A 14615-nucleotide genomic window follows, 5' to 3' on the forward strand; every position below is an offset into this window, starting at 1 on the left:
CACCTAAGGTTTGAAGTACATCACCCGAACAATCTGGATCTTATCCCTGGTTAGTCTGTTTACGGATACTGCGAGCGAAATGTTGTATCCGGTCATGCCAATCTACCTCAAATCGATTGGGTTTTCCATTGTACTGATCGGTATTCTGGAAGGGGTTGCAGAAGCTACAGCCGGGCTAAGTAAAGGGTATTTCGGCAAGCGCTCCGACATTTCAGGAAAAAGGGTTCCGTTTGTTCAGATAGGGTATGCATTAAGCACATTATCCCGACCCATGATGGCTGTTTTCACCTTTCCGGTTTGGATCTTTTTAGCGCGTACTCTTGATCGCTTCGGCAAAGGAATCCGAACGGGAGCCAGAGATGCCATACTTTCAGACGAAGCAACTCCGCAAACCAAGGGTAAAATTTTTGGGTTTCATCGATCCATGGACACTTTCGGCGCCGTTTTGGGCCCCGCACTGGCATTACTTTATTTGTTTTATTATCCGGAAGACTATAAAACACTCTTTTTTGTTGCTTTTCTGCCCGGATTGTGTGCCGTTTTAGCATCGTTACTACTGAAAGACAAAACCACGGCAATTGCTAAACAAAAATCGGCAACTCCTTTTTTTTCCTTTTTGAAATATTGGAAAGTCAGTCCGCCTGCCTATCGCAAATTGGTTTTCGGATTGCTTCTTTTTACCCTGTTTAACAGTTCCGATGTGTTCCTGCTACTGAAAGCCAAGGAAGTGGGTCTTGACGATACCCTGATTATCGGCGTATATATTTTTTACAACCTTATTTATGCGCTATTTGCGTTTCCAATAGGCATCCTTGCTGATAAAATCGGACTGAAAACTATTTTTATTCTCGGACTGATTATATTTGCCACGGTGTATTTCGGAATGGCTTTAAATACCAACCGCTATCTTTTCTTCGGTCTTTTTGCTTTGTACGGAATCTATTCTGCCGCCACCGAAGGAATTTCAAAAGCCTGGATTTCAAACATCAGTGATAAAAAAGATACGGCAACTGCCATCGGAACCTTTTCCGGACTGCAAAGTATTTGTATGATGCTTGCCAGTTCTTTAACCGGGCTGGTTTGGTTTCGGTTTGGCTCTTCAGCAGCTTTCATCACTACCGCAATTGTAACCACAATCGTAATTGTATATTTCCTGAGAATTCCCAAACCGATAACGAATTGATTGCAACTTATGAAAATCGTTTTTGATTTTTCTCTACTTTTACAGTTCTAATTAATCCTTAATCCATGTCACAAACCGTAGTAGTATTAGCCGCATTCATCATTGCCTTAGGAATAGGCATTTTCATTGGAAAAATCGTCTTTTCCGCCAAATCACAGTCCGAAAAATCAGGATTGGAAGAACGCATTAACGGTCTTTTATCACAAATGGAACAACTCAAACAGCAATTTCAGAATGAGCGAATCCATTTCGAAAAGCAATTGCTTCAGGTAAATACCGAGAAAGAAACCATCCGTTCCGAAAAAGAAGCTTTGGCCATCCAGTTATCCAAAAAAGAAACCGATTTCGAAAACCTGTGGGAACGCAATAAAGAACAGAAAGAGGAAGTCAATCAGTTACAGGAGAAATTCACCAAAGAATTCGAAAACCTTGCCAATAAAATCCTGGAAGAAAAAACGAGTAAGTTCACCGAGCAAAACAAGGAGAACCTTAAAAACATCCTGACACCTTTACAGGACAAAATTCATTTGTTTGAAAAGAAAGTCGAAGACACCCACAAGGAAAGTATCGACTACCATGCCGCCTTACGCCAACAGATTTTGGGCTTACGTGAAATGAACGAACAAATGAGCAAGGAAACCCTGAACCTGACCAAAGCACTGAAAGGAGACAGTAAAATGCAGGGGAATTGGGGTGAATTGATTTTGGAACGCGTTCTGGAAAAATCCGGATTGGAAAAAGGCCGCGAATATGAAGTACAGCAGAGTTTCGTTACCGAAGAAGGTTCCCGGGTACAACCCGATGTGGTGATTAACTTACCCGACGGAAAGAAAATGATAGTCGATTCGAAAGTTTCGCTAACCGCCTACGAACGTTTCATTAATGAAGATGACGAAGAGGTCAAAATCTCGTTTTTAAAAGAACACGTCAATTCCATTCGTCGTCACGTTGAGCAGTTAAGCAGCAAAAACTATCACGACTTGTATCAGATTGAAAGTCCGGATTTCGTATTGTTATTCATCCCGATGGAACCGGCATTTGCCTTGGCTTTAAACGAAGACAACTCATTGTATAACAAAGCCTTTGAGAAGAACATCGTAATTGTTACACCTTCCACCCTTTTGGCTACTTTACGTACGATTGACAGTATGTGGGCCAACCAAAAGCAACAGGAAAATGCCTATGAAATTGCGCGTCAGGCCGGAGCTTTGTATGACAAATTTGAAGGTTTTGTTTCAGATTTGGTAAAAATCGGAAAGAAAATGGACGAAGCCAAAAGCGAATACGGCAATGCGATGAACAAACTGGTGGACGGCAAAGGAAACCTCATTACCAGTGTGGAAAAACTGAAAAAAATGGGTGCCAAAGCCAAGAAGGCACTGCCCGAAAACATACTAAACCGCGCACTCGAAAAAGAACACAACACCGAAAATTAAAACACCATGAGAAAATACCTTTTATTTGGCTTAGTCGCACTGCTACTGATGTTTGCAGGCTATTTTGCTTTCGTATACTACGTTCCTTACAGTGAAGGGGTTCGCGCCGGAGAATTAATCAAAGTAAGCAAGAAAGGCGTTGTAATGAAAACCTGGGAAGGCGAAATCAGTCAGGGTATTTCCGGTGCGCAGATCTTCAGTTTTTCGGTATTGGACAAAGACCAAAAAGTCATTGCCGATTTACAGACCTTTCAGGGGAAATATGTAAAGGTAACCTATGTGGAACGCTACAAGACCTTTCCATGGTGGGGTGATACCAACTATTTCGTAACCGAAGTACAATTGGAAAATTCACCTCATTTTAACAAATAAAAGGTATGGAAACATTTAAAAAAGTCAGCGCCTCAAAAATCACATTATCCGAGTTGATGCTGCCATCGCATTCTAATTTCAGTGGAAAAATTCATGGCGGTTACATCCTTTCGCTAATGGATCAGATTGCTTTTGCAGCAGCTTCCAAATATTCCGGAAAATACTGTGTGACCGCTTCTGTGGATACCGTTGATTTCCTTAACCCAATCGAAGTGGGCGAATTGGTTACTTTAAAAGCCTGTGTAAATTATGTTGGAAAAACATCCATGATGGTTGGCATACGGGTAACTTCTGAAAACATTCAAACCGGGAAAGTGAAGCATTGCAATTCCTCCTATTTTACGATGGTTGCCAAAGACGATAAAGGAAATTCGGTTGCTGTACCGACCTTAATTCTGTCCAATCTGGAAGAAGTGCGTCGTTTTTACGAATCGGTTCGAAGAATCAACAGTAAAAAAGAATACAAAGCTATTGAGAACACTTTTGATTTTTCTTCGGTTGAAGCGCTGAAGAACCTGGAAGTATTCAATGTGAAATTAGAATTATAACATTTAGAAAAAATTTTATTAATAAACCGCAATTATTCATTAAAAAGATAAATTTATTATATATTTGAAAGTGTCAGTTCAAATTACATAATAAATATGCAACAAAATTACCTGCTTAAATTAACCGGATTACTGTCGTTACTGGCCATTTTAATACTTTTGGCCTGTAATTCTGATGACGAACAAGAGGAATACACTCCTGTTTCCCCGGTAATCATGGACTTAACTCAAGTCCCATTCCCAAAACTTTCCGATTACAAATTCTTTCAAGGTGATTTAAAAAATCAGAATCCTTCGTATAAAGTACTGCCTTACGAACCTGCCAGTCAACTATTTACCGATTACGCCCATAAAAAAAGATTCGTATGGATGCCTGTTGGTTCCAAAGCAACCTATAACGGCGACGGAAAAGTGCTGAAATTTCCAATAGGAACAGCCTTAATCAAAACCTTTTACTACGAAAACGTGGAACCTTCAAACACCACACAAATCATTGAAACCCGTGTGATGATAAAGAAAGGTGTGGACGTGAACCAAAATGATGTATGGATTTTTGCCAATTATGTATGGAACAGTGAACAAACCGAAGCCTTCCTTGACATGAACGGCAGCTACTTCCCAATTTCATGGAAGGACGAAAACAATGTTACAAAATCATCCAATTACCGGATTCCATCGGAAACGGAATGTTTGATGTGTCATAAATCAAATGAGTTGCCGATACCAATCGGGCCAAAACCCCAAAATTTAAATTACAATTTCACCTATACCAATGGCGCAAAAAACCAATTGGCAAAATGGGTGGAAGAAGGTTATCTGGAAAGCTATCCTACTAACATTGTCAGCGTTGTGAACTGGAAAGACACTTCCAAACCATTGGAAACAAGAGTCCGATCGTATATTGATGCCAATTGTGCCCATTGTCATGCCACAAACAGTCATTGCGATTACCGACCAATACGCTTTGCTTTCAGCGAAACAGCCGATCCTACCAACTTAGGGGTTTGTGTGGCACCTCAGGAAAATATCGACAACTCCTTAACGCACATTGTTAACAAAGGAAACTCACAACGTTCCGTGATGCACTTCAGAATGAACTCCGTAAATGAAGCTACCCGAATGCCGCTACTTGGCAGAACTATTGTTCACCAAGAAGGCGTTCAGCTTATTGAAGAATGGATAAACACTTTAAACCCAGCCTGCAACTAATAAAAAAACGATTACGCCTATGAAAAAAATTACTCTTTTACTTCTGGGAATGATTTCCTGGATGATTAATGCTCAAGACACCTGTGCCACAGCCGTTCCCATAACTGCCGGGAGCCACATTGTTAGTGTGATTGACGGCCCGACACCCATAACCATCTTATGTGGTCCAAATACAACCAATGCAACTCTGAGTGAATGGTACACCTATACCCCGACAAACAATTATACGGTAACCATAACCACTGATTTAGCGATTAACTCCGGAAAAGATACCCGGTTTAATGTGTATACAGGAAATTGCACCAGTCTGAGTTGTTTTGCAGGTGATGACGACAGCGGTTCTATTGGCAATGGTTTTTTGTCGATATCCTCTTTCAATGTAACGGCGGGAACTACTTATTACATCGCCTTTGACAATCGATGGAATCCTTCCGGATTTACTTTTGATTTAATCGAGCAGCCAATTGTTGCTTCGGCACTTTCATTCTCCTCCCAGTCGGTTGCCTTAACCGGAGCCTACAACAATTGTGTTGTGGACATGAATGGCGATAATTTAGACGATATCGTTTCAGTAAGCGCCACACAACTTCAGATTCTACAAAAAAACTCCGGATCGGCCGGTTTCACAACAGTAACTATTCCTGTTACAAATGTAATAAATCAGCCTTCTTGGAGCATTGCAGCCGGAGATTACAATAAGGACGGATACAACGATTTAGTTCTGGGAGGCGGAAACGGCGCAACATTTATACAGACCGCAAACAACGGAACCACATACAATTCGGTAAACTTTGCGCAATACATTTTCTGTCAGCGTTCAAATTTTACAGACATTAACAAAGACGGAAACCTGGATGCGTTTGTATGCCATGACGTAGATCCGAATGTCTATTTCATGAACAACGGAAGCGGCGTTTTATCCTATATTCAGGGCGGATTGGGCGATCATGCCGAAGGCGGTAATTACGGATCCATTTGGGTAGATTACGATAACGATGGTGATTCCGATCTTTTCATAGCCAAATGCCGAGGCGGCGCTACAACCGCAAATATTAATGAACTGCACCGAAACAACGGAAATGGGACTTTTACTAATGTAAGTATAGCTGCAAATATGGCCGATCCGATCCAGACCTGGTCATCCGCTTGGGGTGATTTTGATAATGATGGCGATATGGATGCGCTTGTTGGAGCCAGTTCCAATGCGAATGGCATGCACAAATTGATGAGAAATAACGGCGACGGTACCTTCAGCGATGTAACGGCGGGTTCCGGTTATGACACATTTGCTTCCATGGGAGTTGAACATGTTGCCCATGACTTCAACAACGATGGCTTCGTGGATGTTTTCGGAGCCGGAAATAAAATCATGCTCAACAACGGAAACATGACCTTTACTCCTCATTCTGTAACACCGACCAATGGACCTATCGGGGATTTAAACAATGATGGTTTCCTGGATGTGCAAAACGGGAATGTTATCTATTACAACAATCCGAATGCCAACAACTGGATTAAAATCAATCTGAAAGGAATACAAAGTAACAGTAACGGAATTGGTGCACGTGTGGAAATCTATGGCGCATGGGGAAAACAAATCAGAGACGTAAGAAGTGGCGACGGTTTCCGAAACATGAGTACGCTGAACACTCATTTTGGCATTGGTACTGAAACACAAATTACTCAGGTAATTATCAAATGGCCATCCGGAGTTGTGGATATCATCGCAAACCCAACAACCAATCAGGCACTGACTGTTATTGAAGGCAGTACGCTTGGCATTGCGGAAAACAACTTGGGTAACTTTACGATGTATCCGAATCCGACAAATGATTTTATTCGTTTCAATACGGTAAATGCAGACGAGAAAATCAAATCGGTTACGATTTATGATGTTTCCGGAAAATTGGTTAAGAAAGACTCTGCTTCAAACAATTCGGTTTCCGTTCAGGAGCTGGAAAACGGAACGTATGTAATCATTCTTGAAAACCATTTGGGTAAAAAACACTCGAGTAAGTTTATCAAAAACTAAAAAAAGTCCCGATTCGCTCGGGACTTTTTTTTACTGTCTTTTTTCTAGAAAACGCGAACCAGATTGAATCCGAAACAAATTTCACTTTTGCTCCAATCCCCCGAGGTTTGTCCGAGATAACCTGTTTCGTGCATGGCTCTGGAATTGGTGAAATGCATCTGAAAAACATGTCCGCCCGTTTCCAGGTCTACTCCTATGGAAAGTGGATTTTTATATCTGGATTCGGAAGCTCGGTTTAAATGGGCCGCATAATCCATATTCACCGACCAGCGCTTGGTTATCTTATAGCGTCCGCCCATTCCAATGGCAAACTGACTGTTGTCCTGTGGATTCGGTAAAATCGGATTACCGTTTGCATCGAAAACATCCCGAATCGTGTTTTCGTGGAAAAAAGTCGGCGCCAGTTGTAACGTAAGATTATCATTAAACTTACGGGAAGCCACTAGTTGTGTAACGTAACTCAATCGGTTCCCGAAATCCATATTCGGATAATCCTGTTCTTTCATTTCCGAATTCACGGCCACACTGCTGAAGCCCACCAAAGTTAACGGAAACCCATCTTTTTGTTGCGTTTGCAGTCTGTACTTCACCGCCAAATCGTAGGTCTCCTGAAAACCGCTGCGGGAAACATGAACGGTAAGCCATTCCGTCACGCCGTAAAGGAATTTCAGTTGCGTATTGGCATTATCCAATCCGAAAAAATCATCAAATCCGTTTTTCAAATAATCGAAACGATGCGCGACTATGAAATAAAAATCGCCCTTGGCCGCTAATTTTGTCGATTCGATATTAACAATTTTCAGGGACTTAAACGCGGATTCTACCTTCGTATCCACCTTAACGGTATCAATTTCAGCCAATAAATCATCCTGTGAAAAAACACAAAGAGGAAAAAGGAATAGGGTTTGAAATAACTTCTTCATACGATTAATTAATCACTAGTGTTTTGGTTACTTCACCATCGGCAGTCTTAATGTTCATCATATAAAAACCACTTTCAAATCCGGACAAATCCACGTTGTAATTTTGGTTGGCCACTTTTGTTTCTTTAATTTTTTTACCCAGTACATCATAAATTACGATGTTTGCTTCGGAAACCAGCGGAGGCAATTCAATGTTGACAAAATTTCGCGTTGGGTTCGGGTACATTTTAAAACCGGCCAAATCGAAACCGTCTGTTCCTAAAGTAAAATTCACAACTGTGGTGCCGCAATTTCCGTTACCATGATATACGATGCTTGGCGACCCGACACTTCTTGCAAAAACGATATTGAAAGGACTGGGCGGAAAAGAAAAGGTAAAATCGCCACCTTCAGCAGCCACGCGATTTCTTGATATCACGGCAGTTCTCACTCCGCTAACAACATTATCCGATACCAAATTCCAATTTTGCTCCGCATCAACAACCGGGGTATTCCCAAATCCGTCAAAATGCCGATCGGAAAGCACGCTGCCGTTATAAATCACAACATCACTGCTGGTATCCATAGAAGTCGTATTAAAACCCATTCCCATCCAACTTGTTGACGGTCCTATTAGCGTTAGGGTTACCGTTGATGCTGTAATATCAATCTTACCGGAATAAGCTAATGTAGGCCCTCCTCCAAAAAGAGGAATAGTACCTGTTGAATAAGTTTGGGCAAATAAGCCGCCAACCGTAAACAACAACCCTAAAATTGTAACTGTATTTTTTTTCATGACGTTATTTTTTAAAAAGTTGCATTAATTTTTCATCATTGGTCATTTTAGCATAATCCAGTGCCGAATTCCCTCTGATATCCTTTATATCAATATCGGCTTTTGCTTTAACAAGCATTTCCGCAATTTCATATTTTTTAAAAACTGCAGCGTAAATCAAAGCCGTGTTGCCACTGGAATCGGCAATACTTGTATCGGCTCGATGTTCCAAAAGCAGTTTTGCTATTTCGGCATTCCCTTTTACGACAGCAGCCATCAAAGGTGATCCGTAATTACTGGTTCCGTTCACATCGGCACCGTTTTCAATCAGAAATCTGGCAACTTCATTGTTTCCCCGATACGTTGCCAATACCAACAAACTGTATCCTTCCTTATTTACGGAATTAATTGCCAAAGGGTTTTCTTTCAATACGCTTTTTAGTTCTTCGACCGTTCCTTTACGCGCCAAATCGAAGATATTCTGCTGTGAATAAGCCAACTGACTGAAAAGAACAAACAGAAAAAAAGTAATGAGAGGTTTCATCTTATTCGGTTTCGGTTACACATTGATCCATTTTTAATTCTTCAAGTAAGTCATCATAGCCGATAAAACGACCTTTAATTTTAATTTCGGAAGCCACTTTGAGATTCGCCGGTATTTCGTCCTTAAACACGGCAAACATTTTATCATCTATAACAATTGTGCTTTCTTTTGAATCTATACTTGATATTTTTCCGTATACCTCTATAGTTCTGTCAAGATATTTGGCATTGGCTTTTTGTTCATCGGCTTTAAATTCATCATGAATGCTATTGGCTGTAACAGAAAAACTGCCTTTCTCGGTAGCGATGTCGCGATGCGATTGATAGACATAGGAATAAACCAGATAGCCGGCTATCACAACAAAAATCAAAATTAAGACAATCGTATTTTTTTTCATTTTAAACTATTTATTTCTTACAAATTTAACTAAATAATTCTTTATTATATAAAAAATTAATCATAACTTTAAATACCTATAATTCAAAAATGAATGCGAGAAAAATAACTATTTTAGCCACGGTAACTTTAATTACGGTAAGCTGTTCTAATGATTCCGAATCGGATTTAACAGGTTATTCCCAAATTGAAAATGTTACCTACAACGGAACGGTAAGAACAATTATCGTCGAAAACTGTATTGTGTGTCATTCGCAACCTCCGCAAGGCGGGGCTCCAATGTCGTTAGTAACATACGATGAATTGAAGGATGCGGTTTTAACCAAAGGATTAATTGATCGGATTTCCAGTTTTGATCCGGGTTTCGGAATGCCTTTCGGAGGACCGAGATTACCGCAATCAAAAATTAACCAGATTATAGCATGGAGAGATGCCAACTTCCCTGAATAACAATTTATTATGAAAACAAAACTATTTTTTACAATATTCTTAGTCTGTACTGTTTTCGGATTCTCCCAAGGCAAAAAAATCACAAAAACCGGTGATATTAAGTTTGAAGCATCGGTACCTTCATTCGAAGAGGTTAAAGCGCAGAATAAAACCGCCACCGTTGTACTGAATACCGACACCGGTGAAATAGCGGCTTTGGCTCTAATAAAAGGATTCCGGTTCAAAATTGCCTTGATGGAAGAACATTTTAACGAAAATTACATTGAAAGCAATAAATATCCGAAAGCCACGTTTAAAGGAAAGATACATGGATTTAACACTTCAATAGTATCGGAAACCTACAGGGAGTTTTCCGTCAAAGGAATTTTAGAGTTACACGGAAAATCGAAGGAGATTACCATCCCTGCAAAAATTAAAAAAACAGCAGACGGTATCCAGTTGATTTCAAACTTTACAGTTAATTCAGACGATTTCGATATTCAGATTCCGAAAATGGTAAGCAACAAGGTTTCCAAAAAAGTAAATATTAATATTGATTGCATACTCAAATAAATAGTGTTAGTTATTAATCTTCAAAAGCCTTTTAGTGAAAACTGAAAGGCTTTTTTGCTAAATATTAATTATATTCGCAAGCCAAAATAATATGCAATGTCAAAAAAAACGCTCCTTGTTCTGTTGTTGTCTTTAACAATTCAGCAATCCTTCTCCCAAAAAAACATCGACCCTACCACAGAGGACATAGTACTTGCGAAAAAAATACGTGAAAAACACAGCAAATCGGATGTTGCCATTTTATCAAGCAGTGAAAACATTTCTTTTGGATTGAATGCCAAAGAAGAGAAAGTTACGGTAACCCAAAACATCAAAGAAAATTTAATGAATATCACGCATCGTGCCGACATTCAGAAATTTGAATTTTATGACAGTGAAACCGTAATCGAAGATTTTTACATGAAATTCAGAAATGATAAAAAAGCCAATTTCATGGTTAATGACGAATTCTACAAAAGTGACGATTTGTTTTACAATGACGCCCGTGTAAAATACATGACCGTAGATTTTCCGGTTCAGGGATATTCATACAACTACGAACTCAACAAAAAATACAAAGACGTTAAATATTTTACCACCATTTATTTCAATGACGAATATCCGGTCATCAAAAAAGAAATAAAGATAACCGTTCCGAATTGGTTGGAACTGGAAATAAAAGAATTCAATTTCGCAGGACTTGACATCAAAAAAGTCATCCAAACCGATCCGAAATCCAACAACACCGTTTACACCTATACACTGGAAAATGTGGCTCCCGGATCTAACGAAAAACTATCACCCGGACCTAGTTACATTTATCCGCACGTTTTGCTGATTGCCAAATCGTACACCAAAGACAACAAAAAAACCACCCTTTTCAATTCGACAGCCGATTTATACAAATGGTACAAATCCCTGGTGAACATGATGAAAGAAAATCCGGCGGTATTAAAAGACAAAGTAAAAGAGCTGACCGAAAAAGCAAAAACCGACGAAGAAAAAATCAAGAACATCTATTACTGGGTGCAGGACAACATCCGGTATATTGCCTTTGAAGACGGTATTGCCGGTTTTAAACCCGATGAATCACAAAACGTATTCCAAAAGCGGTATGGCGACTGTAAAGGGATGGCCAACTTAACGAAACAGATGTTGAAAGAAGCCGGTTTTGATGCCCGTCTAACCTGGATTGGAACCAAAAGAATCGCTTATGATTATACGATTCCGTCGCTTTCGGTAGACAATCACATGATTTGTACGCTTTTCCACAACGGAAAAAAATATTTCCTGGACGGCACCGAAAAATACAATTCCCTTGGGGAATATGCCGAGCGAATTCAGGGTAAAGATGTTTTAATCGAAAACGGAGACGATTACATTGTAGAAAAAGTACCAACAAGTGAAGCTGTAGCCAATACCGAAACATTCAACGCTCAATTGCGCATTGAAAACGAATCGTTAACCGGAAAAACCACCAATACGTTTACAGGTGAAAGCAGAGCCTCTTTCTTGTACAGTTATAACAACATCAAAAACAACAACAAAGAGGAAGCGCTCCAAAATTATTTAACGGATGACGATAAAAACCTGACTATTTCTGCCGTATCGACTTCCGACTTAACCAACAGGGATAAAAAACTATCGATGGAATACGACATAAAAATCGACAACAAAGTATCCCGTTTTGACAATGATATTTACATCGATTTGGACTTCAAAAAAGAATTCGGACACCTTCTTTTCAAGGAACGTAAAAATGATTTTGAATTCCCTCACAAAGAAAATTACGAAGCGCTGCTTAAACTTGAAATTCCTGCAGGGTATAAAGTCAGCAAATTACCGGAATCCATCAGCATACAAAAACCGGATTACAACATTAACATAACTTACGAACAAATCGGAAATGAAATTCTGTACAAAAAGAAATTCGAGTTTAAAAAAGGATTGGTTAAAGCAACCGATTTCACCGAATGGAATGCCTTCATGGAAAAACTGAACAAACTGTATAACGAACAAGTTACTTTAACCAAATCATAATCAAAATGTCATTAAAAATGCTCAAGCTGGCACTATTCTTTTGCTCAGCAACTGTTTTTGCACAGGATAAGGAAGAAATAAAAGACTTTTTCTGGGGGAAAAACGACACTTACAAATCAGTAACCGAGATTCCTGAAAAATGGAAAAACGAGTCGGCCGTAGTTATCTACAAATATGAAGATTATGATTTTCACAAGTTTGGCAAAAGCGTCACCTATCGATCAGCGATCCGCAGAAGGGTGAAACTTCAGGATCAGGCAGCGGTAACCGAGTTTTCCGAATTCACCTACGCCGAAAAATCAAATCCAAGATACGGCACAACGGTTAAAACCGTTATCGGAATCAAAGTTTTAAAACCCGATGGCAAAGAAATCGAAATTAATGTTGATAAAGAGGCGGTAACCGTTGACAATCACAAAAAAATTGCCATTCCAAGCCTGGAAATCGGCGATATTATAGACATTTACGATTACAGCACCGAATCCTTCCAATCGGCCTACGACTATGGTTTTGATGAAGTGGAACGCACATTGGGCGGCAATCATCCCATCATGAACTACAAATTAACATTCCAGACGGAGAACGATTTCTTTGTAAATTTCAACACCTACAACGGAGGTCCGGAGCTTAAGGAAATTCCCTTGGAGAAAAGCGGCGAAAGAAAATATGAAATCGTAGCCACCGATATTGACAAAAACGATTTTCCCACGTGGTTCTATCCTTTGGTGGAATTACCGTGTTATAAATTTCAGGTGTTTTTCGCACGTTCCGGAAAATTTGAAAAAATGGCCGATGCTTTCTTACCGGAAAAGGAGACCATCGTAAAAAAGACCGTTTCGAAAGAAGACGTCCTGAATTATTACATGAACAAATTCCGACCTTTGGGTAACTTGGGTGACATCGAGAAGTTTTTGAAAAACAAAACGTTTGCCTCCACCGAAGAAAAAGTAAGAGCGGTTTATTATTACACCAGACACTACTATTACACCATGTATGTGGAAGCGTTCGTAGCCAGCGAAGCCAAAATCATGTACCCTTTCACCTTGTATGGAAACAATCCGATTTTCTTCCGTTCGGACATCGATTTTATCGATTTCTTTATGGCCTTCCTGAAAGACAATAAAATCGAATACGATATTATTGTGGGCACCAACCGCCATAACGGACCAATAAAAGACTTATTGATTCAAAAAAATGCAACTGTACTGTTAAGAGTGAATACCGAAAATCCAATTTACATTGATTATTTCTCCCCTTTCTCCGATTTGGACAAATTTTCGGCGCAATTGGAAAATACGGATGCGTATGCTTTAAAAGTAACCAAACTGAAAAAAGTAGTCGATGTCGATAACGTGAGACTTCCTTCATCGACTTATAAAGACAATACCTCAAAACAGGTGACCACTGTAAAAATCAATGATGGATTCAACACACTCCAACTGAACAGGGAAACTGCCTTAAACGGACACAATAAGGACGAAGAACAATCTGAAAAATTGTATTTCTTTGATTATGTTAAGGAAGATTATGCCAAATACGGTACCGTTTCACTACTGGAGCGTGTAAAAAACAAAAAGAAAAAAGAACAGTATTCCAAGGAATTCGACGCGCTTATCAACAAACTGAAAGACAGAAGAAAAGAAGAATTCAAAACATCAACCGGTAAAGAGTACGGTTTGGAAATTGAAGATCATTCCCTGGAAATTGTAAACACAGGACGTTTCGGAAAAGCCACTCCGTTTGTTTACAAAGAAGATTTTTCCATCAAAAATAAACTGATCAAAAAAGCTGGAGAAAATTATATTTTTGAAATCGGCAAACTTATCGGGTCGCAATTCGAAGTAAGCAAAAAAGAAAAAAACAGAACCAACAATATTTATTTTTCGTTCCCACGTTCTTTCGATGATGAAATCATTTTGGAAATTCCCGAAGGTTATGCGGCTACAGGACTTGAAAAACTGAACAAAAATGTGGTAAATGAAACAGGCGGATTTACAAGTACTGCCGTTGTGGAAGGCAACAAATTAATAATCAAAACCTTCAAGTACTACGCTGATTATTTCCAGCCTAATAAAAACTGGAGTAAAATGGTAGACTTCCTGGATGCGGCTTACCAATTCAATCAGGAGAAAGTTTTACTTAAGAAAATCTAGAAAAACCAGAAAGCCTTTCAAATATTTGAAAGGCTTTTTTAATT

Annotated in this window: 14 protein-coding genes; 10 read left to right on the forward strand and 4 right to left on the reverse strand. The window is 39.4% G+C overall.

Annotated features, from left to right (window positions below; translation table 11 throughout):
• Nucleotides 1-10 precede the first annotated feature (10 nt).
• The 6 genes from BLQ05_RS00295 (at nt 11) to BLQ05_RS00320 (ending at nt 6780) form a co-directional block, all read left to right on the forward strand.
• The gene (locus BLQ05_RS00295) at nt 11-1183 is read left to right on the forward strand and encodes an MFS transporter (protein WP_035653754.1); all 1173 of its coding nucleotides are present in this window, start codon (nt 11-13) and stop codon (nt 1181-1183) included.
• 65 nt (nt 1184-1248) lie between these two features.
• The gene (locus BLQ05_RS00300) at nt 1249-2619 is read left to right on the forward strand and encodes a DNA recombination protein RmuC (RefSeq protein WP_023575158.1); all 1371 of its coding nucleotides are present in this window, start codon (nt 1249-1251) and stop codon (nt 2617-2619) included.
• A 6-nt stretch (nt 2620-2625) separates the two neighbouring features.
• Nucleotides 2626-2991, forward strand: coding sequence for a hypothetical protein (locus BLQ05_RS00305; RefSeq protein WP_023575159.1), 366 nt, complete (start codon nt 2626-2628; stop codon nt 2989-2991).
• 5 nt (nt 2992-2996) lie between these two features.
• Nucleotides 2997-3539, forward strand: coding sequence for an acyl-CoA thioesterase (locus BLQ05_RS00310; protein WP_023575160.1), 543 nt, complete (start codon nt 2997-2999; stop codon nt 3537-3539).
• 96 nt (nt 3540-3635) lie between these two features.
• Nucleotides 3636-4748: a hypothetical protein gene (locus BLQ05_RS00315; RefSeq protein WP_023575161.1), complete on the forward strand. Its 1113-nt coding sequence runs from the start codon at nt 3636-3638 to the stop codon at nt 4746-4748.
• 19 nt (nt 4749-4767) lie between these two features.
• A complete protein-coding gene (locus BLQ05_RS00320; protein ID WP_023575162.1) occupies nt 4768-6780 on the forward strand; it encodes an FG-GAP-like repeat-containing protein in 2013 nt (670 codons plus the stop codon).
• A 44-nt stretch (nt 6781-6824) separates the two neighbouring features.
• Here BLQ05_RS00320 and BLQ05_RS00325 read toward each other — a convergent pair whose 3' ends face one another.
• The 4 genes from BLQ05_RS00325 to BLQ05_RS00340 are packed head-to-tail and all read right to left on the reverse strand — an operon-like array spanning nt 6825 to nt 9398.
• On the reverse strand, nt 6825-7703 hold the full coding sequence (locus BLQ05_RS00325) for a DUF5777 family beta-barrel protein (RefSeq protein ID WP_023575163.1): 879 nt from the start codon (nt 7701-7703) through the stop codon (nt 6825-6827).
• A gap of 4 nt (nt 7704-7707) precedes the next feature.
• Entirely contained in the window at nt 7708-8478 is a 771-nt protein-coding gene (locus BLQ05_RS00330) for a T9SS type A sorting domain-containing protein (protein ID WP_023575164.1), read from the reverse strand.
• Between the two features lie 4 nt (nt 8479-8482).
• Nucleotides 8483-9001 carry an ankyrin repeat domain-containing protein gene (locus tag BLQ05_RS00335; protein ID WP_023575165.1) on the reverse strand — a complete coding sequence of 173 codons (519 nt, stop codon included), beginning with the start codon at nt 8999-9001 and terminating at the stop codon, nt 8483-8485.
• 1 nt (nt 9002) lies between these two features.
• On the reverse strand, nt 9003-9398 hold the full coding sequence (locus BLQ05_RS00340) for an OB-fold protein (protein ID WP_023575166.1): 396 nt from the start codon (nt 9396-9398) through the stop codon (nt 9003-9005).
• Between the two features lie 89 nt (nt 9399-9487).
• Here BLQ05_RS00340 and BLQ05_RS00345 point away from each other — a divergent pair, with 89 nt between their 5' ends.
• The 4 genes from BLQ05_RS00345 to BLQ05_RS00360 all read left to right on the forward strand — a co-directional run bounded on the left by BLQ05_RS00345 (nt 9488) and on the right by BLQ05_RS00360 (nt 14571).
• Nucleotides 9488-9847 (forward strand): hypothetical protein, encoded by a 360-nt coding sequence (locus BLQ05_RS00345; protein WP_023575167.1) that lies wholly within the window; start codon nt 9488-9490, stop codon nt 9845-9847.
• 9 nt (nt 9848-9856) lie between these two features.
• Complete coding sequence (locus tag BLQ05_RS00350) at nt 9857-10399, forward strand: YceI family protein (protein WP_023575168.1); 543 nt, start codon at nt 9857-9859, stop codon at nt 10397-10399.
• Nucleotides 10400-10495: 96 nt separating this feature from the next.
• On the forward strand, nt 10496-12418 hold the full coding sequence (locus BLQ05_RS00355; RefSeq protein WP_023575169.1) for a transglutaminase domain-containing protein: 1923 nt from the start codon (nt 10496-10498) through the stop codon (nt 12416-12418).
• Between the two features lie 5 nt (nt 12419-12423).
• Entirely contained in the window at nt 12424-14571 is a 2148-nt protein-coding gene (locus BLQ05_RS00360) for a hypothetical protein (protein WP_023575170.1), read from the forward strand.
• Nucleotides 14572-14615: the final 44 nt, after the last annotated feature.

The organism is Flavobacterium saliperosum (assembly GCF_900100625.1).
Lineage (GTDB): Bacteria > Bacteroidota > Bacteroidia > Flavobacteriales > Flavobacteriaceae > Flavobacterium > Flavobacterium saliperosum.